General features: G+C 53.2%; 25 protein-coding genes. 9 read left to right on the top strand and 16 right to left on the bottom strand.

Annotated features, from left to right (window positions below; translation table 11 throughout):
* Positions 1–80: 80 nt before the first annotated feature.
* Positions 81–1,205, top strand: coding sequence for a sugar phosphate isomerase/epimerase family protein (locus J0A68_RS04670; protein WP_206577019.1), 1,125 nt, complete (start codon positions 81–83; stop codon positions 1,203–1,205).
* A gap of 124 nt (positions 1,206–1,329) precedes the next feature.
* A complete protein-coding gene (locus J0A68_RS04665; RefSeq protein WP_206577018.1) occupies positions 1,330–2,553 on the top strand; it encodes an ATP-binding protein in 1,224 nt (407 codons plus the stop codon).
* A gap of 8 nt (positions 2,554–2,561) precedes the next feature.
* On the opposite strand, the gene rnhA is transcribed toward J0A68_RS04665, so the two are convergent.
* The 6 genes from rnhA to ccsA (J0A68_RS04635) form a co-directional block, all read right to left on the bottom strand.
* Positions 2,562–3,014, bottom strand: coding sequence for a ribonuclease HI (rnhA, locus tag J0A68_RS04660; protein WP_206577017.1), 453 nt, complete (start codon positions 3,012–3,014; stop codon positions 2,562–2,564).
* An 84-nt stretch (positions 3,015–3,098) separates the two neighbouring features.
* Positions 3,099–3,680 (bottom strand): MarC family protein, encoded by a 582-nt coding sequence (locus tag J0A68_RS04655; RefSeq protein ID WP_206577016.1) that lies wholly within the window; start codon positions 3,678–3,680, stop codon positions 3,099–3,101.
* Positions 3,681–3,756: 76 nt separating this feature from the next.
* A complete protein-coding gene (ccsA, locus tag J0A68_RS04650; RefSeq protein WP_206577015.1) occupies positions 3,757–6,276 on the bottom strand; it encodes a cytochrome c biogenesis protein CcsA in 2,520 nt (839 codons plus the stop codon).
* 28 nt (positions 6,277–6,304) lie between these two features.
* On the bottom strand, positions 6,305–6,721 hold the full coding sequence (locus J0A68_RS04645; RefSeq protein WP_206577014.1) for a cytochrome c maturation protein CcmE domain-containing protein: 417 nt from the start codon (positions 6,719–6,721) through the stop codon (positions 6,305–6,307).
* A gap of 11 nt (positions 6,722–6,732) precedes the next feature.
* Positions 6,733–6,975 carry a CcmD family protein gene (locus J0A68_RS04640; protein WP_206577013.1) on the bottom strand — a complete coding sequence of 81 codons (243 nt, stop codon included), beginning with the start codon at positions 6,973–6,975 and terminating at the stop codon, positions 6,733–6,735.
* Positions 6,976–7,068: 93 nt separating this feature from the next.
* Positions 7,069–7,743: a cytochrome c biogenesis protein CcsA gene (gene ccsA, locus J0A68_RS04635; protein WP_206577012.1), complete on the bottom strand. Its 675-nt coding sequence runs from the start codon at positions 7,741–7,743 to the stop codon at positions 7,069–7,071.
* A 298-nt stretch (positions 7,744–8,041) separates the two neighbouring features.
* On the opposite strand from ccsA (J0A68_RS04635), the gene rlmN reads away from it, so the two are divergent.
* Both rlmN and J0A68_RS04625 read left to right on the top strand, forming a co-directional pair.
* On the top strand, positions 8,042–9,103 hold the full coding sequence (rlmN, locus tag J0A68_RS04630) for a dual-specificity RNA methyltransferase RlmN (RefSeq protein WP_206577011.1): 1,062 nt from the start codon (positions 8,042–8,044) through the stop codon (positions 9,101–9,103).
* Positions 9,104–9,187: 84 nt separating this feature from the next.
* A complete protein-coding gene (locus J0A68_RS04625) occupies positions 9,188–9,658 on the top strand; it encodes an outer membrane beta-barrel protein (RefSeq protein ID WP_206577010.1) in 471 nt (156 codons plus the stop codon).
* A gap of 4 nt (positions 9,659–9,662) precedes the next feature.
* Here J0A68_RS04625 and J0A68_RS04620 read toward each other — a convergent pair whose 3' ends face one another.
* From J0A68_RS04620 to J0A68_RS04605, 4 genes are read right to left on the bottom strand one after another with little or no spacing between them, the layout of a single operon-like run.
* Positions 9,663–10,598 (bottom strand): rhomboid family intramembrane serine protease, encoded by a 936-nt coding sequence (locus J0A68_RS04620; RefSeq protein WP_206577009.1) that lies wholly within the window; start codon positions 10,596–10,598, stop codon positions 9,663–9,665.
* Position 10,599: 1 nt separating this feature from the next.
* The gene (locus J0A68_RS04615) at positions 10,600–11,391 is read right to left on the bottom strand and encodes a rhomboid family intramembrane serine protease (protein ID WP_206577008.1); all 792 of its coding nucleotides are present in this window, start codon (positions 11,389–11,391) and stop codon (positions 10,600–10,602) included.
* A gap of 1 nt (position 11,392) precedes the next feature.
* Positions 11,393–13,234, bottom strand: coding sequence for a DNA mismatch repair endonuclease MutL (gene mutL / locus J0A68_RS04610; RefSeq protein ID WP_206577007.1), 1,842 nt, complete (start codon positions 13,232–13,234; stop codon positions 11,393–11,395).
* A complete protein-coding gene (locus J0A68_RS04605; protein ID WP_206577006.1) occupies positions 13,227–13,637 on the bottom strand; it encodes a hypothetical protein in 411 nt (136 codons plus the stop codon). Before J0A68_RS04605 ends, mutL begins: the two co-directional genes overlap by 8 nt.
* 258 nt (positions 13,638–13,895) lie before the next feature.
* Here J0A68_RS04605 and J0A68_RS04600 point away from each other — a divergent pair, with 258 nt between their 5' ends.
* Positions 13,896–16,838: a serine hydrolase domain-containing protein gene (locus tag J0A68_RS04600; protein ID WP_206577005.1), complete on the top strand. Its 2,943-nt coding sequence runs from the start codon at positions 13,896–13,898 to the stop codon at positions 16,836–16,838.
* 163 nt (positions 16,839–17,001) lie between these two features.
* Here J0A68_RS04600 and panB read toward each other — a convergent pair whose 3' ends face one another.
* The 4 genes from panB to J0A68_RS04580 are packed head-to-tail and all read right to left on the bottom strand — an operon-like array spanning position 17,002 to position 20,541.
* Positions 17,002–17,823 carry a 3-methyl-2-oxobutanoate hydroxymethyltransferase gene (gene panB / locus J0A68_RS04595; RefSeq protein WP_206577004.1) on the bottom strand — a complete coding sequence of 274 codons (822 nt, stop codon included), beginning with the start codon at positions 17,821–17,823 and terminating at the stop codon, positions 17,002–17,004.
* A gap of 4 nt (positions 17,824–17,827) precedes the next feature.
* Positions 17,828–18,319 carry a phosphoribosyltransferase family protein gene (locus tag J0A68_RS04590; RefSeq protein WP_206577003.1) on the bottom strand — a complete coding sequence of 164 codons (492 nt, stop codon included), beginning with the start codon at positions 18,317–18,319 and terminating at the stop codon, positions 17,828–17,830.
* A gap of 54 nt (positions 18,320–18,373) precedes the next feature.
* Positions 18,374–19,297, bottom strand: coding sequence for a ribosome small subunit-dependent GTPase A (rsgA, locus tag J0A68_RS04585; protein ID WP_206577002.1), 924 nt, complete (start codon positions 19,295–19,297; stop codon positions 18,374–18,376).
* Positions 19,294–20,541, bottom strand: coding sequence for a 3-deoxy-D-manno-octulosonic acid transferase (locus J0A68_RS04580; protein WP_206577001.1), 1,248 nt, complete (start codon positions 20,539–20,541; stop codon positions 19,294–19,296). The genes rsgA and J0A68_RS04580 overlap by 4 nt, the downstream gene beginning before the upstream one ends.
* A gap of 189 nt (positions 20,542–20,730) precedes the next feature.
* On the opposite strand from J0A68_RS04580, the gene J0A68_RS04575 reads away from it, so the two are divergent.
* Genes J0A68_RS04575 through J0A68_RS04565 form a run of 3 tightly spaced genes read left to right on the top strand, consistent with a single transcriptional unit; the run spans position 20,731 to position 22,617 of the window.
* Positions 20,731–21,216, top strand: coding sequence for a low molecular weight protein-tyrosine-phosphatase (locus tag J0A68_RS04575; RefSeq protein WP_206577000.1), 486 nt, complete (start codon positions 20,731–20,733; stop codon positions 21,214–21,216).
* The gene (locus J0A68_RS04570; RefSeq protein WP_206576999.1) at positions 21,209–22,084 is read left to right on the top strand and encodes a fructosamine kinase family protein; all 876 of its coding nucleotides are present in this window, start codon (positions 21,209–21,211) and stop codon (positions 22,082–22,084) included. Before J0A68_RS04575 ends, J0A68_RS04570 begins: the two co-directional genes overlap by 8 nt.
* Positions 22,081–22,617, top strand: coding sequence for a GNAT family N-acetyltransferase (locus J0A68_RS04565; RefSeq protein WP_206576998.1), 537 nt, complete (start codon positions 22,081–22,083; stop codon positions 22,615–22,617). The genes J0A68_RS04570 and J0A68_RS04565 overlap by 4 nt, the downstream gene beginning before the upstream one ends.
* Here the strand turns inward: J0A68_RS04565 and J0A68_RS04560 are convergent.
* Both J0A68_RS04560 and J0A68_RS04555 read right to left on the bottom strand, forming a co-directional pair.
* On the bottom strand, positions 22,604–23,707 hold the full coding sequence (locus tag J0A68_RS04560) for a Gfo/Idh/MocA family protein (protein WP_206576997.1): 1,104 nt from the start codon (positions 23,705–23,707) through the stop codon (positions 22,604–22,606). The genes J0A68_RS04565 and J0A68_RS04560 overlap by 14 nt on opposite strands.
* A gap of 853 nt (positions 23,708–24,560) precedes the next feature.
* A complete protein-coding gene (locus J0A68_RS04555; RefSeq protein WP_206576996.1) occupies positions 24,561–25,829 on the bottom strand; it encodes an aspartate kinase in 1,269 nt (422 codons plus the stop codon).
* 55 nt (positions 25,830–25,884) lie between these two features.
* Between J0A68_RS04555 and fbp the strand changes: the two genes are divergently transcribed.
* On the top strand, positions 25,885–26,931 hold the full coding sequence (gene fbp, locus J0A68_RS04550; RefSeq protein ID WP_206576995.1) for a class 1 fructose-bisphosphatase: 1,047 nt from the start codon (positions 25,885–25,887) through the stop codon (positions 26,929–26,931).
* Positions 26,932–26,990: the final 59 nt, after the last annotated feature.

Here is a 26,990-nt window from a genome sequence, read left to right as displayed (position 1 = left end):
GCACTGGAGCGACCATTGCAGCGTATATCGAAGCCCAATATTTTTTCCCTATTTTCCACTTCCCAAAAACCAATTCCCCAATGGCAAATCCCATCTGGATCATGACTTCGGCATTTGACCAGCTCAGCTTGGATCAAACGGTCGAGAAAGCGATAGAAATCGGCGTGCAGGGCCTCGACCTTTGTGTGTTCAGAAAAGACGGCACCCGAGACGACTTTGTGGCCACGCATCTAGACTACGAAAACTTTGGCTCCGAAGAAGCCAAAAAGCTCATCGCCCAATTCAACGACGCCCAGCTGCGCCTCTCCATTGGCGCTTTCGAAAACCTCATCGGAGGCGATCCCGTCCACCGCATCAAAAACCAAAACCACCTCCTTCGCCTGATCCGCATCGCATATCTACTTGGCGGAGACGAAAACGACGTCAAAGTCGGCACCTTCGTTGGCTACAAACACGAACTCGGAAATCAGGAAGGCGGCTTTGAAAAGAACCTGCTGGAATACCAAAAGGTCTTTGTCCCCATCATCCGCTACGCCAACAGCCTCGGTGTCACGGTGCTCTACGAAAACTGCCCCATGGAAGGCTGGAGAAGCTCCGGGCACTTTGGCACCTTCAACAACCTGACCGGAGTGCTCGCCGCCCGCAAGCTGATGTACGAGCTCGTACCGGAGAAAAACCACGGGGAAATCTACGATCCTTCCCACGATGTGTGGCAGCATACCGACCCGGTCGAGGTGATCCGCAACACGGACATGAGCCGACTCAAGCGCATCCACGTCAAGTCCACCCGAAACAATCCCGATCCCTTCTGGGGCAACATGTATCCCATGCAGGAAATCCGGCCAGAATGGGCAGAAAAAGTGGGAATTCCCTCCAGCAAAAACCCTTGGGATCGACACCACTACGAGGCCACGCTTCCCGGATTCGGCTTGGGCGATTCCATGGACTGGAGAGCTTTTGTGAATGTGTTGAAGGAAAAAGGCTTCTCAGGCCCCTTTGAGATCGAAAACGAAGCCGTCCTCTCCAAGCAGACCGGCAAGCTGGGAGCTATCGTCCAAGGCTGCAAAGCGGCTGTGCAAAACCTAGCTCCGCTCCTCTATGAACTCGGTGAGGATGGTTGGCAGTATCCCGCCTCGGCGTACCAACCGCTGAAAGAATTAAATCGTCAGGACATCCCGCTGGTGACAATGGATTCAATCACTTAAGTCGACGGATAATCAATCTTACAATCTTTTACTTTTATAACGTAAACTATCACACTTTAATAACATAAACTTTTACACTTTTGCAAAATAAACCTTACCTTTAGGTATCTAAACACTTTAGATCATGATACTTAGGGAGGAAATAGCCGCAGCAGTCGAAAGACAGAGAAACGTAGTAGCCAAAGGCTTCGCACTCACCAAGCGCGAAGCTTCGAGCAAAATGAAGCCTTCCAGTACCCACATCGAGGTGATCACTGGGATACGCCGCTGCGGGAAAAGCACCCTGATGCGCCAGCTTATCGCTGAGACGAGCCCCTCCTTTTCCTACCTCAATTTTGAAGATCCAAGGATATTCGGCTTTGAAATAAGCGATTTCCCAAAGCTCGATGAGGTTTTTGGGGAGGAGGCTTCCGTTTATTTCTTCGATGAAATACAAAACGTCCCCGGCTGGGAAGTGTATGTCCGACAGCTGCACGACCGGGGTGAAAAGGTCTATGTCACCGGCTCCAACGCTTCCCTTCTCAGCAGCGAGCTGGGCACGAGACTGACTGGACGACACCTTTCCCACGAGATATTCCCGTTTTCCTACACAGAATTCCTAGATTACAGTCAGCTACCGGACAGCCCGGAGAGCTTCCAGGAATACCTGCTCTCAGGGGGATTTCCGGAATACCTTCGTGACCGGAATCCCGAAGTCCTACAAAACCTCCTCAAGGACATCGTCTTCCGCGACATCGCCATACGCTACGGGATCAAAAACACCAAGACGCTGATGGATATCACGCTTTTCCTGATATCCAACGTCGGCAAAACGACCAGCTTCAACAGTCTGAGAAAGACTTTTGAGGTCGGCTCCCCCACCACGGTATCGGACTACCTGTCCTGGCTGGAGGATGCCTACCTGCTCTTTTTCCTGCCTCGGTTTAGCTGGTCGGCAAAAAGCATATCCAAAAACCCCAAGAAAGTCTATTGCATAGACACCGGTTTTGCCCGGGCAAATTCCCTCAGTTTCAGCGACGATCGAGGAAGACTCTTGGAAAATCTCGTGTACATCCTACTGCGAAAAACTAAGCTCGATCTCTATTACTTCAAGGAGAGGAAAGAGTGCGATTTTGTGGTTTTCGAAGGAAACCGCTGCAAGTGGCTGATACAAGTCACGGAAAGACTCCACTCAGACAACCAAAAGCGGGAGATGGATGGACTGCTGGAAGCGATGGATTTCTTCGAAAAATCGGAAGGCTTTATCCTGACGTTAGGCCAAAGAGACCGCTTGGATCTGGGCGAAAAAACCGTCCACATCCTGCCCGTGCAGGATTTCTTGGCTAGCTATATCGTCGGGAATTTCTAAAATCCCCGCTACAAACTCGCCTCATACCCTGTATCCGGCGGCAGGTTGCTGCCTAGGGCAGCGGCGACGGCAAGCTGGTCGCAGCGCTCGTTTTCGGGATTACCCGCGTGGCCTTTGACCCAGATAAACTTCGGCTTGTACTTGAGGTGAAGGGGAATGTAGCGCAGCCAGAGGTCGGGGTTTTTCTTGTCCTTGAAGCCCTTTTTCTGCCAGCCCCAAAGCCATCCCTTCTCGATTGCGTCCACGACGTACTTGCTGTCGGAGTAGACCTGTACGGGATATTCGTCGGTGGTGAGCGCCTGCAGGCCGCGGATCACGGCGAGCAGCTCCATGCGGTTGTTGGTGGTGAGGCGAAATCCCTCGGAGAGTTCCTTGCGATGCTGCCCAAACTTCAACACTACCCCATAGCCTCCCGGGCCGGGGTTTCCTTTGGCCGCGCCATCGGTGAAAATAATTACCATGCTGCAAAGAAATGAAAAAAGACCGGCAACTGCCTTCCATTCGCCACGGTCTGTGTCTCCACAGACCGAAAAACCAAAATCGATTTAGCCAATGTTGATTGGAAAGGCATTTGACTTGAAGATCTTCACCGCAATCGAAAGCAATATGATCCCAAAAATCCTTCTCAGCACATCCAAGCCAGTTTTGCCGAGCTTGCTCTCCAGCCAGGTGGTGCTCTTCAGCACGGCATAGACAAAGATCAGGTTGAGTAGGATGCCGATCGCGATGTTGAGTTGCTGAAACTCTGCTTTCAAAGTCAAAATAGTCGTCAGCGTCCCCGCTCCGGCGATCAAAGGGAAGGCAATCGGCACGATGGACGCTCCCGAACCGGCTTCCGGGTCGGGCTTAAACAGCTCGATTCCCAGGATCATCTCAGCGCCTACCGCAAAAATGATCAGCGCCCCCGCAATGGCGAAGTCCTCCACTCCGATTCCAAACAGGTTGAGGATGGACTTTCCAGCCAGCAAAAAGGCAATCATCAATAGTCCCGCTGCAAGCGTAGCCTTTTCCGACTGGATGTGGCCGACTTTTTTGCGGAGGTTGATGATGATCGGGATAGAACCGAGGATATCGATCACCGAGAAGAGAATCAGGGAAACGGAGAGGACTTCTTTGATATCAAGCATGCCGCAAAAGTAAGGGGTTTGGAATCTCCTTTCGGCCTAGACCACAAATTTCGAATCCCAAATCTCAAATCCCGAATCACTCCATCCCTTTGTCCCGCATCTTGGCAAATTCGTCGAAGCGTCTGTAGATCGCCACGGTAAAGCCCAGCAGCATGATCAGCGTCCCGATCCAAAGGATGTTGATGTAAGGCTTCACGATCGCCTTCATCACGACGTAGTCTTTTTGATACTGGTTGACCTTGAAGACAAACTTGTTTTGCTCGGGCAGGATATTTTCGAGGCTCACTTTCAGCCCCAGCTCCGTATCGATCACCGGCAGCTTGCCAACTTGGCTGTTGCGGATGATAAAGGTAGGTTCGAGCTGCTTTTCCACGTCGTAGTCCAGCACACGAAGCTTCGCCTTCACGGCCACGTCTCCCTCTTGAAGGGTGTAGCCTTCGAGCTCCTTCAGCACCTCGGCTCCGTCGAAGTAAGTCACGAAGTCGGAAATGTGGAATTGCTCGCCCGGAGCCACTTCGTAGATTTCGTCTTCCTTCCATTCCGGATCGGCGTAGTCGTTCATCGCGGCCACGTAGGTGTAGAGATCCTTGTCCAGAAAAATTTTGGAATCTGGAGAAGAGATGAGACCACCCATTCCTTCATTAAACTGCGACATAGGGCTGAGGGAAAACTGCAGCGCCTCATTTTTCATGTAGTCGATCTTAAAATAATCGTTTTCCTCCAGAACGATACTGACTAGGTCTCCTTTTTTGAAATAGTCCTTGTAGTCCTCCAGCGCCAGGGCTTCGTTGACGTTGCCGGTGGATTCGAGGATTTTCGCGGGAACGTATTCCGGTACGCCCACCACTTTCTTCTGACGACCGCGGTAGATCACCGTGTAGTCTTTCATCTGGGTCGGCTTGTTGATCCACAGGAGCACGTGTTCCTTGTTCATCTCGTCCTCCCAGCTGTTGCTGTAGGTGAGGCCGGACATGTTGATGGAGATCACGTCGGAGTAGCCGGAGCTGAACATGATGCCGATCAGGATCATGCCCACGCCGATGTGTGCCAAAGAGCCTCCGGCAAGCTTGAAGGTGGATTTCTTGAGCAGGTTGGACAAAATAACCGCATTGGCCACGATGGTGAAGGTACCTGCCAGCACGATGACGATGTATTTCCAGTCGTACACTTTGGCCAAGACGATGATCCCGGCGGACAGTAAGACGGAAATGATGTATGGGGTGATCAGGGCATCCTTGAGCGCCTTTTTGTCCATCTTTTGCCACCAGAAAAACTGTCCCACCGCCGTCAGCAGGGCAATCACCACGGCAAACCACAGCTGGAACTTGGTGTAAAACTCGATCTGGTCAGCCGGAGGAGCCATGTTGGACATGCCACCGAAGCTCTCTACCAAAGCATTCCAGGCCGGAATGGAAGTCGGCAATATCACCTGAAAGGACATCAGCCCCAGCGTAGTCGCCCCGATGAAAATCCAGAACTCCCGGGAGTAAACCGAGGCCTCCTTTTCCGAAGTCGGGATATGCTTCCAGGCCCGTGCAGCCAAAAACACCGCTATCACCAGGAAGAACAACATGTAGATGAGCAGCTGTCCGGAAAGACCCAGATCGGTAAAGGAGTGCACCGAGGCATCACCCAGCACGCCGGATCTCACGAGGAAAGTCGCATAGAGCACGAGGATAAAGCTCAGGATCACCAAGACGATGGAGGTCTTGAGCGCAGTCGCGCTTTTCTTGAAAGTGATCATGGTGTGTATCGCCGCGACGAGGATCAGCCAAGGGACATAGACGGCGTTTTCCACCGGATCCCAGTTCCAATAGCCGCCAAAGTTCAGCGTCACATAGGCCCAGTAGGCTCCCATGATGATGCCCATCCCGAGGATCATGGCAGAGAAAATCGCCCAAGGCAAAGCTGGACGAATCCACTCGGAGTATCTTTTGGTCACCAAGCCCCCTATCAGAAAGGCGAACGGAACCAAGGTAGAGGCATAGCCCAAGAAGAGGGTTGGCGGATGGATTACCATCCAGATGTTTTGCAACAGCGGGTTCAGTCCCGTGCCGTCCTCTGGGACGAAATCGGGATTCATCTCGAAAATAGGAGCTTGAGTCGCGTCACGCAGGAGGATGAAAGGAGAGCTGCCGATCTTCAGGTCGCCGATCACCACGCCCAAAATCATGGATACCAAGAAGGCCTGCACCAGCGAGAAGACGATCATCACCGGCCCTTCCCAAAACTTGTTTGTATGGATCAAGATCACTCCCAGCACCACATTCCAAAAGGCCCAAAGGATAAAAGCCCCCTCCTGCCCTTCCCAGAAGCTGGAGATCATGTAGTGCACCGGCAGTGCCTTGGAGCTGTGGGAGTAGGCGTAGAAGTACTCGTAGCGGTGGTTGTAGATGATCTCGAAAAGCGAAAACGCAATCATCGCCACCGAGCCGGTATGGATGTAAAAGCTGACGCGGCTGAAGGTCCTCCAGCTTGCTTTTTCCAGCTCGTTTGCCTTGAAATATTGGAAGTAGGAGTAGGCCGTCACCAGTGAACTGACAAAAGCCACGATGGCCATCAAGTGGCCGAGATTACCCATGAAGGTATTGATCATGATTGTTTACTTGGGGGATTACTCAACCTCACATGCCGGCGGCCTGCACATCGGTTTCCTGGTATTTGGAAGGGCACTTCATCAGGATCTTGTCGGCTACGAAGATTTCCTTTTCGCGATAGGAACCTATGACGACCACGGACTCCGAACGCTGAAAGTCAGCCGGTACGGGTTCGTTGTAAAACACTTTCTGCTCGGTGCCCTCATTGTCCACCAGGAGAAAAGTAAAGGAAGTCTTGTCCTGCCCCACTTCCAGTCCGGTCACTTCTCCGGTGGCGTCTTTTTTCAGCTGTCCCACCACGTGGATGGCCTTGTCGTCGCCGTCTTCCTTCATCTCCCAGGCAGTGCCAAAGCTCTCGTAGGAGCTGGCATCTCCGATGGAGCTCATGATGATGACGATCGCCACCGCGATGATTCCGAGTCCGATGATATGTCCTTTTTTCATGTCAGTATGGGTTAGGAGGGGAGGCTCTTTTCGAGTTTGGAGATCCTCCGGTCAGTATTCACTACATAGACGACGATCCCTACAAAGATGATGGCAATGATGCCCACCAGCACGTAGATCTTGCCGTCTGCGCGCATTTGGTCGGCCATTTCCACGGAGGAGTTGCTGTAGTCCGCCTCGGTCACTTCGATTTTTTCCTGTGCCAGCACGTTGAGGGAAAAGAGCAGCAGGGCTATGGTCAATAATTTTTTCATGTGTTTTTGATTGATTCTATTTGGCCAAATGGAATCTCGCATGGTCTATCATCATACCCGTGACAGGTTTTTGAACATGCTCGATTTCATCAATCAGGAGTTAAGCATTCTATCTTCCAAAACCCGCTCTACCCTACGGATTCTCACCCGTACGGTTGCGATCCAGGCACCCAAAAGCGTCCATCCTATGATGGCCGGATAAAATACCATACGAAGCTTGGAATCCAAGTCGTAGGCATTGAAGCCGGGATTGCCGCCGTTGCCGGGATGAAGGCTGTCGGTGAGCCGGGGAAGCACGAAGATCAGGGGGATAAAAGCCGCAAAAGCGAAGATGTTGTACACCGCGCCGATTCGGCCGCGCTGCAGGGGGTCGGTGAGGCTGCCTCTCAAGATCAAGTAGGCAAAATACATCAGCAGGCCGATGGCCGCCGCGTTTTGCTTGGGATCCCCACTCCAATAGTCGCCCCAGGTAAACTTCGCCCACAGCATCCCGGTCACGATGCCCAAGACGCCAAAGAGGATGGCGGCATTGGTAAACTCCAGTGCAAGGTCGTCGTACTCGAGTTTGTTAGTACGCAGGAATTTGACGCTGTAGAATACTGAGGCTACCAGCATCAGAATCATTCCAAACCACATCGTCACGTGGAAATGCAGGGCACGGATAGTCTCATTGAGGATGGGAAGCCGAGGGGCATCCATCAGCAGACCGGCGACGAGGGTGTACAGCAGCAGGGCTATCGCCAGGATTTTCCACCAGGATTGGCGCATAGGAGGATTTGGGTTTTTCCGGCACAAAAGTAAGGCATAAGTTCCTAAATCCCTTCTTTTTCTGACAAAAGGCAATGGGATGCACGATTTTGGAAATACGTCCCGATAGCTATCGGGATACGAGGCATCTTGAACGGTGGACGCTTTCCCATCTTTAACCTCCAAACGTCCTTCCTCCCGACTTCCTACCTTTAGACACCCCTGGATCTTACCACTTTCCAACTTTGCCACCTGAGAACTCTTGCCCCAATTTTCCAATCTTACAATTTTTCAATTTTCCAATCCGTACCTTTGTCCCGTGGAAAATCAAAAGAAAGACGTCCGAAAACTAAGTCTGGCCCAGCTGGAAGAGTTTTTTTTGGCACATGGGGAGAAAAAATTCCGGGCCAAGCAGGTCTATGAATGGCTTTGGAACAAGTCCCTGAAAAACTTCGACGACATGAGCAACATCTCGCTTTCCACCCGCGAGCTGCTCAAAAGCCACTTTACCATCAACCACATCCAGGTTGACCTCATGCAGCACAGCAGCGACGGCACGATCAAAAACGCCGTCAAGCTCTTTGACAGCAAGATCGTGGAGTCCGTGCTCATCCCCACCACCAAGCGCATCACCGCCTGCGTCTCCTCCCAAGTGGGCTGCAGCCTGGACTGCAACTTCTGCGCGACTGCGCGTCTGAAGCGCATGCGAAACCTCAACCCCGACGAGATCTACGACCAAGTGGTCGCCATCAAGGACGAGGCCGAAACCTACTTCCAGCGCCCGCTCACCAACATCGTCTTCATGGGCATGGGCGAGCCCCTGCTCAACTACGCCAACGTGGTCGAGGCCATCGACAAGATCACCTCGCCCGAGGGACTCGGCATGGCTCCGCGTCGGATCACCCTCTCCACAGTGGGCATTCCGAAGATGATCCGAAAAATGGCCGACGACGAGGTGAAGTTTAACCTCGCGATCTCCCTCCACTCCGCGATCAACGAGACCCGCTCCCTGCTCATGCCGATCAACGACTCCAATCCCCTGGAGGACTTGGCCGACGCGCTGAAGTATTGGTACCAAAAGACCAAGCGCAAAGTCACTTACGAATATGTGATCTGGGATGGGATCAACGACGACGAGCGCCATGCCCGAGCCTTGGCCAAATTTTGCAAACACATCCCTTCCAAGGTCAACATTATCCAATACAATCCCATCGACGAGGGGGAATTTCGCCAGGCCAAGCAAGAGGCCGTGGACATGTACGTCCGCATCCTGGAGAGCCAAGGCATCATCGCCAAAGTCCGCAAGTCCCGAGGCCAGGACATCGACGCGGCCTGCGGACAGCTGGCCAACAAAAACGAGGTGACCCATCTCGCCGAGTAAGACATTTTCTAGGAGGCTGATGGCTTTGGCCAAGTTGCAAAACCGCACAAAGGCTCCTATCTTTTTCTCACCAAAGAATATCCGATGAGAAAATCCCTGTTGTTGTTTGCCATGCTGTTTGTTTTTGCGATCCAGTCCCATGGACAAGAAAAGGGAGACGCCCGCATCCATACTTTGGGGCTTTACGGGCTGGAATACAAGGATTTTGGAATCGGAGGAGGTGTGGAATATTTTTTCGCAGACCGCTTTGCGCTGATGCCTAGTTTCGCCAAGATCTACCCGGAGGTGGGCAACCTGAGCAACTTCAGTTTTGACCTGCGGTACTACGTCACTGGGGGCCCTTCACAGCTCTACTTCATGGCGGGCTACAGCCAAAACTTCCAAAATACCGCTCCCGGCCAAGCTGGAACGAGGGAGAGCTATGTGGGTGCAAACGCCGGTGTCGGAGCCTACGTCGGACTGACCGACTGGGTCGGCTTGAGCACCGAGTTCCGGATCCAAACCCAGTACCGACAAGAAGCCTCCTTCCGGATCGGCCTGGCCTTCCCGCTCTAGTTTTTTACTTTTTACTGAATTCAAACAGCTTGCGCTTTTCCTCTTTGGAGAGGGCATCGTAGCCTTTGGCGGCGATTTTGTCGAGGATTTGGTCGATTTCCTCCTGGGAAGTCTCCTTGGGCTTGGCAGCCGGAGAGGAGCTGGCCTTGGATGAAAAGCTCCCAAAACCTCCCGTGCTGGTCGTTTTGGCCTTGCGATAGCTGACTTTCACTTTGCTGCGGTTGCGGCTGAAGAGGTTTTCAAAAAACATTCCCACCTTCTGTACGGGTACGCCCCAGTCGTTCCCTTTGCGCAGCTGCATGATGTAGAGGTAGCCCAGCAGGGCTCCACCCAAGTGGGCGATCTCCCCACCCGCATTGGCACCGATGGAGTTGGCAAAAGAAAGGATCACGTAGAAAGCGGCAATGTAAACGATCTTGACCGGGCCAATCAGAATGAGGAAAAAAGTGGTGTTTGGAGTCAAAGTCGCCGCTCCCACGACTACCGCAAAAACGCCCGCGCTGGCCCCCAACATCATGGAGCTGTCCACCGAAGCGTTAAAGTACGGAGCCACATTGTAGATCAGCGCGTAAAATGCCGCTCCAAAGAGCCCACCAAGAATGTAGAGGTTTGCCAGCTTTCGGCTACCGAGATACTGGTGGATCAGCAGACCAAACCAATACAGGAAAAGCATGTTGAACAGAACATGGAATATTCCCTCGTGGAGAAACATGTAGGTGAAGACCGTCCAAGGCTGCGTCGCGAGCTTAGGCAGGGAGGCCGGCATCATCAGGTAGCTCAATCCCTCGCGGTACAGCCCTTCCAGTCCGCTGACCGTCAGCAGCACGCGGACGATCAGAAGCACAAAAAAGACCAGCACATTGATCGCAATCAGCTTGTATAGGCTGTTGTCGCTGCGCCGAAAGGCATTTCTCAGATTATCCCAAAAACTACCGTACATATCAATAGAAGCTATTTCTGTCCTTTTTCCAATTATACACCAAGATGGCCCCAATGATCAAACCGCTGAGGTGGGCAAAATGGGCTACGTTGTCCGTCGGATTGTTTAGCAAAACGTTGTAAATCGTGTAAAGTGCATAGGCCCCCACCAGATACTTGGCTTTCACCGGCATGGGCGGAAAGAGCAGGAATAGCTGGGTATTGGGGAATAGCATGGCAAAGGCCACCAAAATCCCAAACAAAGCGCCTGACGCACCGACCATGGGCTGATTGGCGTGAAGTCTCAGGATCGCATCCAAGGTCTTCTCAGCCCGCTCAATATAAACGGGATCCTGTGGATTTCTGCTGTATTGGTCTACAAAATCAAAAACTTCGGGGGAGAAATAGCCTCTGTTTTCCAAAACCAACTTGTTGAAATATTCCGGATCGGGACTGGCCTCAAAGGTCATCACCTTAGTCTCGAGGCTTTTGTACTCATACATAGTATAGCCGGAATACAGCACACCGGCACCGATCCCGCACGCCATCCAAAGCGTCAGCAGCTTTTTAGGCCCCAGAAACTGCTCCAGCAGCGGCCCAAAGATCAAGAGTCCAAACATGTTGCTGAACAAATGCCAGAAATCGGCATGCATAAACATGTAGGTCAGAAATTGGAAAGGCTTGAAATAAGGACTCTGGATGTAGTAGAGCGCAAACCATTCGTTGAGAACAGGGAAAACAAAACTGGCCACGACAAACACCGCGATGTTGATCAGCAGGAGGTTTTGTACGACTGGGGTTATATTTCTAAACATGCTATTTTCCGAAGAAGGAGTGAATGCTACTTAAATCCAATTTCACAAAAGTTTTGTTCCCCGCGGGGGAATAGTTTGGGTTTTGGCAGGCAAAAAGCTGTCCCACGAGGGTCTCCATCTCCTGGGAGTTGAGTTTTTGTTCCTTTTTGATCGATGACCTGCGGGAAAGCGAGCGGGCGAGGTTTTCCCTCTTGTCCAGGGAGAGTTCGTTTCGGAAGTTTTTAAACTGCTCCACCAAGCCCTCGAAGAGCTCCTTTTCGTTTTTCACCTGCACGTCCGCCGGCACGCCCTGGATCAGCACCGTGTCCTTGCCAAACTCCTCCACCACAAAACCCAGGCTCTGCAGCTCGGGCAGCATGTCCATCACCAGCGCAAAATCCGAGGCCCCCAGCTGCACCGTGGGCGGAAACAAACACTGCTGCGAAGCACCCTGGGCAGACTGGATCTGCCGGGAATAGCGCTCATACAAAATCCGCTCATGCGCTGCCTGCTGGTCGATAATGAGCAGGCCGGTGGACATCTGAGCCACAATATAGCTCAACTCCACCTGAAAGGTCGCACCCGTGGCGCCTTCTTCCTGTGGACGGATCATAAACCTCGTCTCGTCCACCGAGGCGCGGCTCGGGAAGGTCAGCACCTCCTGGTCTTCTTCCGGCTTGGGCAACGACTGCGATACAGGAGTCTCGTTCCCTTCAAAAAGCCGCTCCCAACCGGAAACGGACGACTTTTTAAACTCCGGCGTATTGTAGGTCTTGTAGCTGTACTCGCGGTCCACCTGCACTTTGGTCTCGGGGTTGTTGGTCCAGTTTTGCTGAAAATTCACATCCAGGGAAAAATCCAAGGAAGGGGTGACGTGGTGCGCCCCCAAGGCCTGCTTCACCGCAGACCGGATCACGGCATAGACCGTCCGCTCATCCTCAAACTTGATCTCCGTCTTGGTGGGATGCACGTTGATATCGATCTGCGCGGGGTCTATCTCCAGAAACAGGACATAAAAGGGATGCTGGTCGCTGGCGATCAGTCCTTCGAAGGCCGAATTGACGGCATGATGGAGGTAGGAGCTTTTGATGAATCGGTTGTTCACAAAGAAATACTGCTCCCCTCGGGTTTTCTTCGCGTTTTCGGGCTTGCCGATATATCCCTTCACGTTGACATGGGGGGTCACTTCCTCGCAGGGCACGAGCTGGCCTTGGTAGCTTTTGCCAAAAAGCCCCACGATGCGCTGGCTCAACTTCCCAACCGGAAGATTGAAGACCTCCATGTCCTGCTGGAAAAGCGTAAAGGCCACTTCCGGATAGGAAAGAGCCACCCGCTGGAATTCATCCACGATATGGCGCATCTCCACGGGATTGGATTTGAGGAAGTTTCTTCGGGCCGGGACGTTGAAAAAAAGGTTTTTCATCGCCACCGAGGTGCCTACGGGCAAGGCTGCTGGCTCCTGCTTTTTCACTTCCGAGCCGTCGATCTGGATCAGGGTACCCAGCTCCGCGTCGGGCTGTCGGGTCTTCAGCTCCACCTGGGCTACCGCAGCGATAGAGGCCAATGCCTCTCCCCTGAAGCCAAAAGTGCGGATGGCGAAAAGGTCTTGGGAACTTCGGATCTTGGAGGTCGCATGCCGCTCAAAACTCATCCTGGCGTCCGTGGCGGACATGCCTTTTCCGTTGTCGATGACTTGGATGAGCTGCTTGCCGGCGTCTTTCACCACCACTTGGACATGGGTGGCACCCGCGTCCACGGCATTTTCCAATAGTTCCTTGAGCGCCGAAGCGGGGCGCTGTACTACCTCTCCCGCCGCGATCTGGTTGGCAATCGCATCCGGCAGAAGCTGGATGATGTCAGTCATCTTTCCTCCCCCGCTTTAAGAATCTGGACAAATAGTAGAATCCTCCCAGCACCAAAGCCGCATAGAGCAGGTATTCGAGGATCTGGGGGCCAATATAGATGTAGCCAAAAGCGGCGATGATCATCCCAAAAAACAAAAGGGTACGGATCATGGCCGTGGAGCTGAACATGCTTTGGTTTTTGGGCTTGATCCCGCGGTATTGGGAGAAGGCGCCGCGTATGCCACCGCCATAGGAGCGGGCCTGTGCTTCGTTGCCGTCAGGGTCCAGCACCCCTTCCTCTTCCAGCTCCTTTTTGATACGGGCAGTGCGTTCCGCTATCTCTTCTTTGATGGGATCGTAGTATCTCGGCTTGATATCAAAACGCATCGGCGCGGCCGTGCGAAAGATGGAGGGGAATTTCATGAGCTGTTGTTTTGCGGCGCTTGGGTAGTTGAACGGCAAAAGGAAAATAACGGATCAGGGAAAAAGGGAAATACCGAAAATCACTTTTCTCCGTTTTTTAACCTTAAAGTCTGTTCTATGTTGCCCAATCTTTACTATATTCATTTAGTCGTCCCTTTCTCCAATGCGCTGAAGCGGCCAGGGACATCTGGAAGCGTGTACTTCCGTCGCAATCACAAATATATTTTGAAAGTTAAGGATTAAAAATTGAACTCAGTAATGAATAGAAGGCATTGGAACTGGATTTCTCTTTTGGTTTTGTTGGGATTGTTCACTTCCGGCAAGATAGACCCCTTTGTGGCAAACGAAGATCCACTCCTCGCCAAAGACCGCAGCACCCAGCAATATTGGGTCGACAGCGTCTTCAATTCCCTCAATTTTGACGAAAGACTCGGACAGCTATTCATGGTAGCTGCCTACTCCAACAAAGACCAGCGTCACGTAGATGAAATCAGCAACCTGGTCAAAACCGAAAATCTTGGAGGCTTGATTTTCTTCCAGGGAGGGCCCGACCGGCAAGCCCGCCTCACCAACTACTACCAGGCCCAAGCCAAAACGCCGCTTTTTATCGCCATGGACGCCGAGTGGGGCGTGGGCATGCGCTTGGATTCGGTGCCAAATTTCCCCAAGGCCATGACCCTGGGCGCCATCCAAAATCCTGACCTGATCTACGAAATGGGCACCGAGATCGCCCGCCAGTTTAAGGAACTCGGCATGCACATCAACTTTGCGCCCGTCGTGGATGTGAACTCCAACCCGAACAATCCGGTGATCGGCTACCGCGCCTTTGGCGAGGACAAAGAAATCGTGACCCGTCGTGCCGTCGCCTACATGAAGGGACTGCAGGACCATGGCGTCATCGCCAACGCCAAGCATTTTCCCGGACACGGCGACACCGAAACCGACAGCCACTACGCCCTTCCCGTGATCAACCATCCCGAAAAACGCATTTGGGATGTGGATCTCTATCCCTATCAGGAGCTTTTCCGCGAGGATCTCATGTCCGTCATGGTCGCCCACCTAAACGTGCCCAGTCTGGACAAAGGCTCCAATATCCCCACCAGCCTTTCCCGGCCCGTCGTCACCGACCTGCTCCAAAAGCGCATGAACTTCCAGGGCCTGGTATTCACCGACGCGCTCAACATGAAGGGCGTCGCAAACTCAAACAAACCCGGAGACGTGGACCTCCGGGCGCTCCTCGCGGGAAACGACGTACTGCTCTACTCCCAGGATGTGCCCAAAGCGAAAGCCCTGATCAAGGAGGCGGTGGCACAGGGCTCCATCGCCGAGGCCGAGATCAACCGTCGGGTCAAAAAGATACTGAAGGCAAAATACTGGGCTGGACTCAACCGCTACCGCCCCATCGACACCTACCAAATCGCCAAGCGCCTCAGTACTCCTGAGACCGAGGCAGTCATTGAGAAGCTCTACGCCGAAGCCATCACCGTCGCATCCAACAAGGGGGACTTGCTCCCCTTCAAGCAGCTGGACATGACCCGCTTTGCCAGCTTGAGCATTGGAGACGAGGGAACGGTCTTTAGCCAATACCTCAAGCGCTACACCGCCGTAGACCACTACACCGTCCAAAAGGCAGCCGGAGAATCCGCCCACTACAATCTGATGAAGCAGCTGGAAGACTACGATGTGGTCGTGGTCGGCCTGATGGGCGTAACCAACAGTCCCCAACGTGCATTTGGGATCGCACCCGGCGACGTCAAGCTGATCCGGGAGCTGGAAAAGCGACAGAAAGTCGTCACCGTGCTCTTTGGCAATGCCTATGGAGCCAAGGCTTTGGAGGGATTTGGCAATGTGGTCTTGGCCTATGAAAACTCCGATGAAACCCAAAAACTTGCCCCTCAGGTGCTCTTCGGAGGGAGGCCCGGGATGGGAATCCTTCCGGTGACGGTCAGCGGACAATACTCCCATGGCGTGGGAGGCTATCTGCCGGCTTCGCAGCGCTTGTCTTACGGCGCCCCCGAAAGCGTGGGCTTGGACAGCAAGACCTTGGAAAAGATCGACGAGGTAGCCAAGAAGATGATCCTCATCCAAGCCGCTCCGGGAGCAAATGTCTTGGTGATGAAGGATGGAAAGGTGGTTTTCGAAAAGTCCTACGGCTACTTGGACTACAAAAAGACCAAGCCGGTCACTGCCGAGACCGTCTATGACTTGGCTTCCATCACCAAAGTGCTGGCCACCACACAAGCGGCTATGTTCCTCCACAGCCGAGGCGAACTGGACCTCAACAAGACCCTAGGCGACTACCTGCCGGAGCTGAAAGGCACCAACAAAGCAAACTTGGTACTCAAAGACGTGCTCACCCACGAGGCGGGTTTGAAGGCTTTCATCCCCCACTATGTCAACACGGTGCAGTCTGGACAATGGAGGGGAGACTACTACAAGCCTACCTCCCAGCCGGGCTTTACCCGTCCCGTATCCAACGATATGTTTGCGAGGGATGGGCTCCGCGACTCGATCTGGAACTGGACCGTGAAATCCGACCTACTGCCCAGGCCTAAAAAGTATGTTTATTCCGATCTGACCATGTACTTCATGCAGGCGGTGATCGAGCGGGTGGTCAACCAGCCTCTGGACCAGTTTCTGGACCAAAACTTCTACGCTCCTTTGGGGCTCAAAACACTGACCTTCAACCCTTGGCAAAAAATGGCCTTAACCAACATAGCCCCAACGGAAGAGGACGTAGCTTTCAGAAAACGTCAAATCCAAGGCTATGTCCATGATCCGGGCGCGGCGATGTACGGCGGAGTAGCTGGACATGCGGGACTTTTTGGCACTGCCAATGATCTTGCGGTAATGATGCAGCTCATGCTCAACAAAGGCAGCTACGGCGACATCACACTGATGAAACCTGAGACGGTGGACTCCTTTACCAAGCGCCAGTCCAACATGAGCCGCCGAGGATGGGGATGGGACAAACCCGAGCCGGAATTTGGAAAAGGCGGATCAGCGAGCAAATTTGCTCCAAAAAGCACCTTTGGCCACACAGGCTTCACAGGCACCTGCGTGTGGGCTGACCCGGAGAATCAACTGGTCTATGTGTTTCTTTCCAACCGTGTCTATCCCGCGGCGGACAACAACAAACTGCTAAGCGAAGGGACTCGAACCAAAATCCACGACATCGTCTACGAAGCGCTGGAAAAGTGAGAAACAAGTTGGTAGTCGATGGTCAATAGTCCATAGTCCAAAACAGCATTTTCTAGGAATTTCATGAATTAAGGGGCGCTAAGAAAACGAGAAAGGGAAAATAAGACCCCAATGCTCCTGAATTCCCGCACCCTAACTTCCTTACCTCCAGACCTCCTACTTCCTAGTAACTCTCCGACTCGTTGGGAAAATCCTTTGCCTTCACGTCGGCCACGTAGTTTTTGACAGCGTCCTTCATCACGGACTGGAGGTCTGCATACTGGCGTAAAAATCGAGGTTTAAACTCCTGCGTGATGCCCAGCATGTCATGGACCACCAAAACCTGGCCGTCTACGCCTCCACCGGCTCCGATTCCGATGATGGGAATGGACACCGACTCAGCCACCTTCTTTGCCAAAGCGGCGGGGATTTTCTCCAGCACGATCGCATAGCAGCCACATTCCTCCAGCACCTTGGCATCTTCGAGCAGCTTTTGTGCCTCGGCTTCTTCTTTGGCCCGCACCGTGTAGGTGCCAAACTTGTAGATCGACTGCGGCGTCAAACCCAAGTGTCCCATCACGGGAACTCCCGCGCTGAGGATTCGGGTGACCGATTCTTTGATCTCGGAGCCTCCCTCGACTTTCACGGAGTGGGCGCCGGACTCCTTCATGATGCGGATCGCGGATCGCAGCGCCTCCGAGCTGTTGCCCTGATAGTTTCCAAAAGGAATGTCCACCACGACAAAAGCCCGCTTCACCGCACGGACTACAGAAGAAGCGTGATAGATCATTTGATCCAAAGTAATCGGAAGCGTGGTCTCATGCCCCGCCATCACGTTGGACGCAGAATCTCCCACGAGGATGATGTCTATGCCCGCCTCGTCGACGATCTTCGCCATGGAGTAGTCGTAGGAGGTGAGCATGGAGATTTTTTCCCCCCGATGCTTCATCTCCTGAAGCGTATGGGTGGTGACGCGCTTGATATTGGCGGAAGAGTGTACTGACATGGGCTTAGTGCAATTGCACGGAATGTTGGGAACCGGCGACATCCACACGGATGTGCTCATTGAATGTGGTGGAAAGCTCAAAGCCGGTGTAGTCCGGCCGGAGCGGAAACAGGCCATGGCTACGGTTGACCAGCACAGCGATTTCCATTTTCTGTATTTCCAGCTCCAGAAAGGGCTTCATGGCATAGACCAGCGTCCTCCCCGTATTGAGCACATCGTCCACGAGGATGATGTTTTTGTTGGTCAGATCCAGGTTTTTCGAAAGCTCGACTTCCGACTTGGACACGTCCGACTTGTCCAAAATCACCTCCAGCTCCTCGATGGAAATGGGTGAGATCCGCTTCAGTTCGTCCGCCAAAAGCTTGGCCAAGGTCGCGCCCATTCCGGTGATCCCGGCAAACACGACTCCGGTCGAATTGACATTGCGCTCGTAGATTTCGAAAGCCATGCGGGTAAGCTTCTGCCCGACCTGCTTATGATTGAGTACTTCGCTCATAGGATGATTTTGAAAAAGGAAAATTAGGCCAATTTGCCATGGATTCAAAACCGCTCAGCGGTGGCTGTCCTCGTCTTCGAGAATATTGAGGTAGCTCTGATAGCGATAGGGATGGATAAATCCCTCCTCCAGCTTCTTCAGCACCACGCATCCGGGCTCGTTGACATGCGTGCAGTTGTTGTACTTGCACTGTCCCAGATACTTTCTCATCTCGGGAAAATAATGCGAGAGCTCGTTTTCCTCGATATCCAGAATGCCAAACTCCTTGATCCCCGGCGTGTCGATGAGATCCCCGCCCTCGGGCAGGGGAAACAGCTCCGCAAAGGTCGTCGTGTGCACGCCCTTGGCACTGAAGCCGGATATCTCTTTGGTTTCTTGTCTGGCCTCGGGTATGAGGGCGTTCAGCAGCGTGGACTTGCCCACTCCCGAGTGCCCCGCGATCAGGTTGGACTTACCCTGGATGAGCGGCAAAAACTTTTCCATGAGCCCGGTTTCGGTCAAAGCCGAAATCTCCACCACCGGATAGCCCAGCGGCTCGTAGATCTCGTGGATGTCCTGCAGCCACTCCTCCTCCACTTCGCCGTCGAGCTGGTCCATCTTGTTTACCACCAAAACAGCCGGAATCCGAAAGCTCTCCGTGCTGACCAAAAAGCGGTCGATAAAACCCAGAGAAGTCCGTGGCTTCTTCATGGTAATGACCAGAATCGCCTGATCCAGGTTGCTGGCGATGATGTGGGAAAAATGCTGCTTCCGCGTGGACTTGCGGATCACGTAGTTTTCACGGGGAAGAATTTCGGAAATCACGGCCGTCGCCTGCCCCGCCTCCGTCTCCAGCTCTACCCAGTCGCCCACGGCTATGGGATTGGTCAGCTTGAGCTCGTCTTGTTTGAACTTGCCCTTGAGCCTCGCGGAAACCACTTGATCTTCGACCTGCACGATGTACCAGCTTCCGGTGGATTTGATGACTCTGCCTTTCATGATTGGGAGGTTAGTTGGGTGACTTTCGCTGTGATCCGATCCGCCGCCCCGAGGTTTGATGATACCCAATTTTGCGCAGATTTGACCGACTTATCGTAAAAATCCTCTTTTTCTAGTTTTTCGAAAGTGGCAAAAAGCTCACCTTCGTCCGACACCGAAAAGCCGCAGCCCTCCTGTTGGCTTTGCTCCGCCTCGGGGAATTTAGAGGCTTTTCTCACTTCCCCAAAAATCACCGGACAGCCAAAACCCAGCGGCTCTAGGATATTGTGCAGCCCTTTGCCGAAGGCTCCGCCTACATAGGCAATCTTGGCAAACTGATAGAGCGAGGAAAGCATGCCGATGTTATCGATAAACAAAACGGAATTCGTTTCGCCTGCATTCCAGTTGGAAAACCGGGCTGTCGGGAGCTCGATCCGCTCCGACCAGCGATCCATCGGCTCGGGACTCAGGTCATGCGGGGCGATGATCCAGCGATACTCCGGCCGGGAATTGATCAGCGGAATCAGCAGCTCCATGTCCTCATCCCAGGCGGAGCCCACGACTACCGTCGGCAGATCCCCTATCCATGTCTTGACAGCTGGCAATTCTTTTGGAGCAGAGGCGGTAGCCGCGACCCGGTCAAAGCGCGTGTCTCCTGCCAGGGAGGACCGGGTGTAGCCGATCCGCTTGAGCAGCTCAATGCTCTTTTGGTTTTGGGTGAAAATCCAATCCATGGCAAAGAGGTTTCGGCGAAAGAACGAGCCCAAAACCCCAAAGAAGGACTGGTCTTCGCGCAGGCTGGCCGCCACCAAAAAGGTGGGCACGTCCCGTTTTTTCAAAGCTTGAATATGGTGAAACCAAAGGTCGTACTTGACGAAAAAGGCAAGTTCCGGCTGGACTATCCCCACAAATTCCTCTGCCCAGCGCTTCCGGTCGAGGGGAATGTAGCTGATAAAATCCACGTGGGGCTGGGGCTTTTTGCTCACGTGGTCATAGCCAGAGGGGCTAAAAAAGCTCACCAAAACACCCAAATCGGGTCTTTTCCCTTTGAGCGAAGCGATGATCGGACGGGCCTGCTCGTACTCCCCGAGTGAGGCTACATGAAACCAAGCCAGGCTTCCGGGCTGAGAATCGCGAAATTTTCGCAACTTTGACACGCCAAACTTCCTGCCTTCCAAAAAATGCCTGAGCTTGCCTGAGAAGGGCTTAAGCAAAAACAAAATACCCGGAACCAAGAAGAAAAACAGGCGGTAGAGTAGTTTCATCCCCAAAAGTAGCCAATCGATCCCAATTCCCCTTTTTTTCTCAAAACAGGGGGACAAAAAATCCGACGGTGCAAAAAAAGTGGATAAAATTAGGATTATCGCCCGTGCAAAAAACCTGAAAAATAACTACTTTCAAAGCTATCCTTTTCTAGCAGCCAGCGTAAAAACAGCCTTTGTAGAATTCTCATCATGATTAAAGTCCTATTTGTTTGTTTGGGCAATATCTGTCGATCACCGCTTGCGGAAGCCATTTTCAACCATAAAATCCAGGCTTTGGGACTGTCGCGCAGCTTCAAATCAGACAGTGCCGGCACCTCGGACTACCACATCGGCGAGCTGCCCGACGAGCGTTCCATCCAATGCGCCCAAAGAAAAGGACTGGAGATCAACCATCGTGGCCGCCAGGTCAACCGCACCGACTTCCGGGACTTTGACTACATCATCGCCATGGACGAGAGCAACCTCCGCAATCTCCAGACAATGAAATCCAAGTACAACTACGACGACAAGGAAATCTTCCTGATGCGGGATTTTGTCACCGGCTGGGAAGGACTCCCCGTGCCGGATCCCTACTATGGGGGCGAGGAGGGATTTGACGAAATCTACCAGATCCTCGAGGTGTCGATAGACAGCTTTCTGACCAAAATCAAAGCCGAGCACCAGCTCTATGCATGAGCAACACGAGCTTTTCGCACAGGTAGTCAACCTAAGTCTGGGGCCGGTGGCCCGACTAAAATCCGCCAACCTCATCGCCGCAGGCAACCACAACCGGGGAATCCGGCTGGAAACCTCCGAAGGCATTTTTTTCCTCAAGCTCAATTTTGACCACGAGCGGGACATCCTGAGCAAAGAGGCCGAGGGACTGCAAAAGCTCCGCAAATCCACCTTTCTCAAAGTACCCAAAACCTTCGGCCAAGGCCGCATCGGCGACTACAACTACCTCCTCTCGGAATTCATCCCCTCCTCCCGCCAGCAGCTCGACTACTGGGAAAATCTCGGGCTAGGCCTGGCCCATCTCCATCTCCACCACTCCCGGCATTTTGGACTGGACACTGAAAACTACATCGCCTCGCTTCCCCAGAAAAACCACCAGCTTGACGACTGGCTCACGTTTTTCATCGAGCAGCGACTGGAGCCCATGCTGGGCAAAGCCTATTTTGACCGGCTGATTCCGCTGGATTTTTTGAAAAAATTCCAGTCTATCTATCCGAAGCTGGACTCGTTATTTCCGAAGGAAAAGCCATCACTGCTTCACGGCGATCTCTGGTCTGGCAACGTGATCTGCTACGGGGATGGCCAACCCTGCCTCATCGATCCGGCGGTGTACTACGGGCACAGGGAGATGGACATCGCCTTCTCCAAGCTTTTTGGTGGCTTTGATTCACGCTTCTACGAGGCCTATGAGTCCATCCTGCCCCTGGAGCCGGACTTCGACAGCCGCATGGGGATCTACAACCTCTATCCCCTACTCGTCCACCTGAACCTCTTTGGCACGGCCTATCTGCCGGGAATCGAAAAAATCCTCAAACACTTCCAGCCATGAACTTCCAGATCCGCAGCTACCGGGAGAGCGACGCGCCCGCCATCTTGGAGATCATCAACGACTCCATTCTCAACACCTTCCACAACTACGATTACGACCCAAAGCCCTTGGAGGACGTGCAGTCGCAGTTTTCAGAAAAACTGGCAGCGGGCTTCCCCGTCCTCATCGGCGAGGTAGCCGGCGAGCTGGCGGGCTATGCGACTTTTGGGAAATTTCGGGCAAAGCCCGGCTACAACACCACCATCGAGCACTCGATCTACCTGACTGCAAAAGCCCAAAACCAAGGTCTCGGCTCGGAACTGATGCGCCGACTGATCGCGATCGCCAAGGAACAAGGCTATCACGTGATGATCGCGGGGATGGACTCCGAAAACCTGGGCAGCTACCGCTTTCACGAAAGGCTGGGGTTCAAGGAAGTTGCCCGATTTCCAGAGGTGGCCTTCAAGTTTGGAAAGTGGCTCAATTTGGTTTTCATGCAGCTGACCTTGGAAACCATCGACCCTCAGTCGCAGGATTTTTCTACCCAAGCTTGACTTTCCCTCCATTCCGTACCGCTTCATAGATCGCATCGATGATCACCAGGTCTTTGAGACCTTCCTCCCCGTCCACGGGGATAAGGGGCTTTTTGCCATCCAAAATAATCGCCGCCATTTCGTCCATCTGGGTCGTCTGGTGGGTGATATGTTCGCGCTCGATGGGGCCTTTGTTGGTCCAGGCCTTGATCGGGCCATAGCCAGTAGAGGGCTGCATCTCGGCAAAGCCTTTGGTTCCGTTCAGAAAAAACTTGTCCAGATGGTTCAAAGCATAGGTGGAAAGACAGGAAGCCATCGCCCCGGAGGGAAAGCCCATCTGAAAGGTGATGGTTTCGTCCACCCCTTCCTTGAACTTGACAGGGTCGGTCTTGGACTCCTGCGCCGTCACCCAGACCGGCTCCTCGCCGAGCATGTAGCGGGTGCCATTGACCGAATAGATGCCGATATCCATCATCGAACCGCCGCCGGCCAGCTCCCGATCGAGCCGCCACTGCGTCGGATCTCCGATCCTAAACCCGCTCAAGCCCTGAAAAAAGAGCGTTTCCCCAAACTCTCCGGCACGCTGCTGCCGCACGACTTCCAGCGTTTTGGCCTCGAAGTGCATGCGGTAGCCCACGAGCAGATGGACTCCGGCTTTCTTACAGGCCGCCACCATTTCCCGGCCTTCGGCGGCATTGAGCGCCATGGGCTTCTCGCTGATCACATGCTTGCCTGCCGCCGCAAGTCGGAGGCAGTGGGGCTTGTGAAGGGAATTGGGCGTGGTCATATACACCACGTCTATGTCGGGATTGTCCTTGATCTGGTCAAAAGTTTCGTAGTTGTAGCAGTTTTTGGCCGGAATGCCATACTTGCTTTGCCAGTCGCTGATCTTGGAGGGCGTGCCGCTGACCACGCCGACGAGTTTGGCGCGCTTGCAGTCTTTCATGGCTTCCGCCACGCGGGTGCCGTAGCTCCCGAGCCCCATGATCGCGACCCGGAGGACTTTGTCTTCGTGTAGTGTATGCATAGCTGAAAGTGTGTTGGCGTAGGGCAGGCTCAGGGCCAAAGTGGAAATCCCGGCTTTTTTGAGAAAAATTCTTCGGTTACTCATTGGGCTGAAAATTAAGGTTTTGATTTTTTGAAGTTAGAAAAATCCGGGAGCGAATCCCATGCGGACAAAGACCCCGGCAAAAAAATTAACCGCACGAAACTTTCTCCCATTTTTCCGCGGACTCCGTGGTGAAACTTTCTTGTTGGATATTTCACCACAGAGAGCGGGAGAATCAGGAGGGATAAAGGCTCGGGCGAAAGCCACTTTTTTGTTTTTTCACCATGGTGAAATGGGGGATCCAAAGCCCCATCGGGGCGGCCGGAGCATAGTCTAGGGTTTTAACCCTAGGTTATGGGGCTGAATGCCATTTCTGACGTTTTGGCCGCGAGGAGATCAATGGAGTCGTGCAGGTCTCGCCAAAACCGGTTGAGGATTGGGCTAGATTCTATGCGCTTCGCGCTGGGTTTACCGCAAAGACGCTGAGGACGCAAAGGTTTCGCAGAGTTTTTCTCCCATTCCTCCGTGCAGTGGTAAATTTTCTTGTTGGATTTTTCACCACAGAGGGCGGGAGAATTAGGAGGGATAAAGGCCCGGGCGAAAGCCGATTTTTGTTTTTCGCCATGGTGAAATGGCGGATACAAAGCCCCATCGGGGCGACAGGTGCATAGCCTAGGGTTTTAACCCTAGGTTATGGGGTTGAATGCCATTTCTGACGTTTTGGCCGAGAGGAGATCAATGGAGTCGTTCAGATTTCGCCAAAACCGGTTGAGGATTGGGCTAGATTTTATGCGCTTCGCGCTGGGTTTACCGCAAAGACGCTGAGGACGCAAAGGTTTCGCAGAGTTTTTCTCCCATTCCTCTGCGGACTCCGTGGTAACAAAACATCGCCGAAAAGACTCCGGGTAAATTTTCATCAAGTCTTTCTCCGCACCGCCTGAAAAGTGTTTCTCGAAGCCTGCTCCAGCAGCACTTCGTATCCCTCCAGGTAAGCCTGTGCGCCATTTTCCGCAGGATGAAGAATGGTCAACAGTTCCAACCCTTCATTGTATCGGATTTCAAATTCGGGCTTCAGCCGCTCCAGCAGCTGCTCCAGTTTGAAGAGCTGCGCGTCGATGACGATGGAAATGCTGATCGCCGATAGCTGGAGCATGTTCACCCGCAGCTTTAGCGCCTGCAGCTGCTCGTACACGCGGTGGATGTGAAGCTCCTCGATGAACGTAAAATCGGTCACCTTGAAACTCACGAGGATCTGGTTGGTCTTCAGCACAATCGTCGGTACATCGTGGGGCGCGGCTTCTCCGTGGATCTTCGTTCCGGGAGCATCCGGATAGAGAAAAGACTTCACGAAAAGTGGAATACCCGCATTGGCGAGCGGCTTGATCGTCTTGGGATGGATCACCGATGCGCCAAAATAGGTCATCTCGGCCGCCTCTCGATAGCCCAACTCGTCAAACTTGCGGGTGTTGGAAAAGACCTTGGGGTCGGCATTGAGCACGCCGGGGACATCCTTCCAGATCGTGGCCGAGCCCGCTCCCAGGCTCGCTGCCAAGATCGCCGCGGTGAAGTCCGACCCTTCGCGGCCTAGGGTGGTAGGCCTACCCTTTGGATCGGAGCCGATAAAACCCTGGGTCAGGATAGGAAAACTCTCCAAGACAGGCCTCCACTGGGAAGCGCAGGATTTGGCGGTTTTTTCCCAATCGACTTTGGCAAAGCGAAAGTCCGAGTTGGTATGGACGACTTCGCGGGCGTCTTTCCACACCACCAACAGCTCTTGGAAGCAGAGGTACTCGGCGACGATGCGGGAGGAGACCAGTTCACCAAATCCGACGATCTCATCATAAAACTCGTCATAGTTGTCCCGATTGAGCTCCTGCTCCAGCTTGTTTTTCAGCTGGAGAAAGAGGTTCTCGACCTGCGCAAAGACCGCATGCCCCTTCGGAAACAGGCCTTGGCAAATCTCGACATGGAACTGCTTTAAAATTGCACTATTTTCAGAAAAATCCTCTCCGGCCAGTTTCTTTGCCAAAAGTGATTCCAGGCTGTTTGTCGTTTTTCCCATGGCCGAAACGACGATAAGGAAATTTTTACGCAATCGATTACGGATAATTTCCGACAAGTTTTTGACTGCTTCACTATCTTTGACCGAAGCACCGCCAAATTTGTAAACCAAAGTTTTTGCCATACCGATTTATTCTTAATTTTCAGGAACCAATCCCATTAATTGTATTTTTCTCAGAATGAAAACTTCCCCCTACCAACCAGACCAAACCAACCTTGCGTACTCCGTGGGAGTGACGCTAGACCGATTCATCAAGTTGAAGCAAAGCGACTTTCCCTTTGCCTCCGGAGAACTATCCCAGCTGCTGCGGGACATTGCCTTGGCAGCGAAGATAGTCAATCGCGAAACCAACCGCGCAGGGCTCTCGAACATAGGTGGGGCCTTTGGCCAAACCAACGTGCAGGGCGAGGAGCAGCAGAAACTCGACGTCATCGCCAACATCCGCTTCATGCGCGCCCTGAGCAAAGGCGGCGAAGTCTGTGCCATCGTCTCCGAAGAAGAGGACGAAGTCATAGACCTGCAAAACAACTCCGGCAAATACGTGGTCGCCATCGACCCCCTGGACGGCAGCTCCAACATCGACGTGAACATCAGCATCGGGACGATCTTTTCCATCTACCGAAGAAAGACGCCCGTCGGCAGCCCCGTCACCACCGAGGACATCATGCAGCCCGGCAACCAGCAGGTAGCCGCCGGCTATGTGCTCTACGGCTCCTCCACGATGCTGGTCTACACCACCGGCTTTGGCACCAACGGATTCACCTACGAGGCCAGCTTGGGCGAGTTTTTCCTCTCACACCCCAACATCCAAGCCCCCAAAGACGGCCTGATCTACTCCATCAACGAAGGCCTCGAGTACGAGTGGCAAGCCGGCATCAAAAGCTATGTCCGGTCCTGCAAAGAGCGAAAGTTCCAGGCCCGCTACATCGGGAGCCTTGTGGCCGACTTCCACAGAAACCTGCTCAAGGGCGGCATCTACCTCTATCCCTCCACCCAAAAAAATCCCTCGGGAAAGCTCAGACTGCTGTACGAAGCCAACGCACTGGCCTTCATCATCGAGCAGGCTGGGGGAAAAGCCAGCGATGGGCAGCGTAGAATCCTCGACATCCAGCCCGAGAGCCTCCATCAGCGAACCCCCTTGTTCATCGGCTCTACGCGCATGGTCGAAGAGGCGGAGCAGCTTATCAACATTCCCGAATCACAGATCACAGGAATCGGCCACTGAGCGAGATTTTATTCTGAATCTGAATCTTTCGGCTTAACTTACTTGCTGAAAAATTCATA

The organism is Algoriphagus oliviformis (assembly GCF_017254915.1).
Lineage (GTDB): Bacteria > Bacteroidota > Bacteroidia > Cytophagales > Cyclobacteriaceae > Algoriphagus > Algoriphagus oliviformis.
This window is presented reverse-complemented; position numbering and strand designations above follow the sequence as displayed.

Coding starts and splice junctions, on each gene's coding strand:
- J0A68_RS04665 (WP_206577018.1), top strand. CDS start 1,330: ATGATACTTAGGGAGGAAATAGCCGCAGCAGTCGAAAGACAGAGAAAC.
- J0A68_RS04575 (WP_206577000.1), top strand. CDS start 20,731: ATGATTAAAGTCCTATTTGTTTGTTTGGGCAATATCTGTCGATCACCG.
- J0A68_RS04590 (WP_206577003.1), bottom strand. CDS start 18,319: ATGAGCGAAGTACTCAATCATAAGCAGGTCGGGCAGAAGCTTACCCGC.
- J0A68_RS04605 (WP_206577006.1), bottom strand. CDS start 13,637: ATGAAATTCCCCTCCATCTTTCGCACGGCCGCGCCGATGCGTTTTGAT.
- J0A68_RS04670 (WP_206577019.1), top strand. CDS start 81: ATGGCAAATCCCATCTGGATCATGACTTCGGCATTTGACCAGCTCAGC.
- mutL (WP_206577007.1), bottom strand. CDS start 13,234: ATGACTGACATCATCCAGCTTCTGCCGGATGCGATTGCCAACCAGATC.
- J0A68_RS04620 (WP_206577009.1), bottom strand. CDS start 10,598: ATGTACGGTAGTTTTTGGGATAATCTGAGAAATGCCTTTCGGCGCAGC.
- rnhA (WP_206577017.1), bottom strand. CDS start 3,014: ATGGTAATTATTTTCACCGATGGCGCGGCCAAAGGAAACCCCGGCCCG.
- J0A68_RS04615 (WP_206577008.1), bottom strand. CDS start 11,391: ATGTTTAGAAATATAACCCCAGTCGTACAAAACCTCCTGCTGATCAAC.
- rsgA (WP_206577002.1), bottom strand. CDS start 19,297: ATGAAAGGCAGAGTCATCAAATCCACCGGAAGCTGGTACATCGTGCAG.
- J0A68_RS04655 (WP_206577016.1), bottom strand. CDS start 3,680: ATGCTTGATATCAAAGAAGTCCTCTCCGTTTCCCTGATTCTCTTCTCG.
- J0A68_RS04560 (WP_206576997.1), bottom strand. CDS start 23,707: ATGAGTAACCGAAGAATTTTTCTCAAAAAAGCCGGGATTTCCACTTTG.
- ccsA (WP_206577015.1), bottom strand. CDS start 6,276: ATGATCAATACCTTCATGGGTAATCTCGGCCACTTGATGGCCATCGTG.
- ccsA (WP_206577012.1), bottom strand. CDS start 7,743: ATGCGCCAATCCTGGTGGAAAATCCTGGCGATAGCCCTGCTGCTGTAC.
- J0A68_RS04640 (WP_206577013.1), bottom strand. CDS start 6,975: ATGAAAAAATTATTGACCATAGCCCTGCTGCTCTTTTCCCTCAACGTG.
- J0A68_RS04645 (WP_206577014.1), bottom strand. CDS start 6,721: ATGAAAAAAGGACATATCATCGGACTCGGAATCATCGCGGTGGCGATC.
- J0A68_RS04555 (WP_206576996.1), bottom strand. CDS start 25,829: ATGGCAAAAACTTTGGTTTACAAATTTGGCGGTGCTTCGGTCAAAGAT.
- J0A68_RS04570 (WP_206576999.1), top strand. CDS start 21,209: ATGCATGAGCAACACGAGCTTTTCGCACAGGTAGTCAACCTAAGTCTG.
- fbp (WP_206576995.1), top strand. CDS start 25,885: ATGAAAACTTCCCCCTACCAACCAGACCAAACCAACCTTGCGTACTCC.
- panB (WP_206577004.1), bottom strand. CDS start 17,823: ATGTCAGTACACTCTTCCGCCAATATCAAGCGCGTCACCACCCATACG.
- J0A68_RS04625 (WP_206577010.1), top strand. CDS start 9,188: ATGAGAAAATCCCTGTTGTTGTTTGCCATGCTGTTTGTTTTTGCGATC.
- J0A68_RS04565 (WP_206576998.1), top strand. CDS start 22,081: ATGAACTTCCAGATCCGCAGCTACCGGGAGAGCGACGCGCCCGCCATC.
- J0A68_RS04580 (WP_206577001.1), bottom strand. CDS start 20,541: ATGAAACTACTCTACCGCCTGTTTTTCTTCTTGGTTCCGGGTATTTTG.
- J0A68_RS04600 (WP_206577005.1), top strand. CDS start 13,896: ATGAATAGAAGGCATTGGAACTGGATTTCTCTTTTGGTTTTGTTGGGA.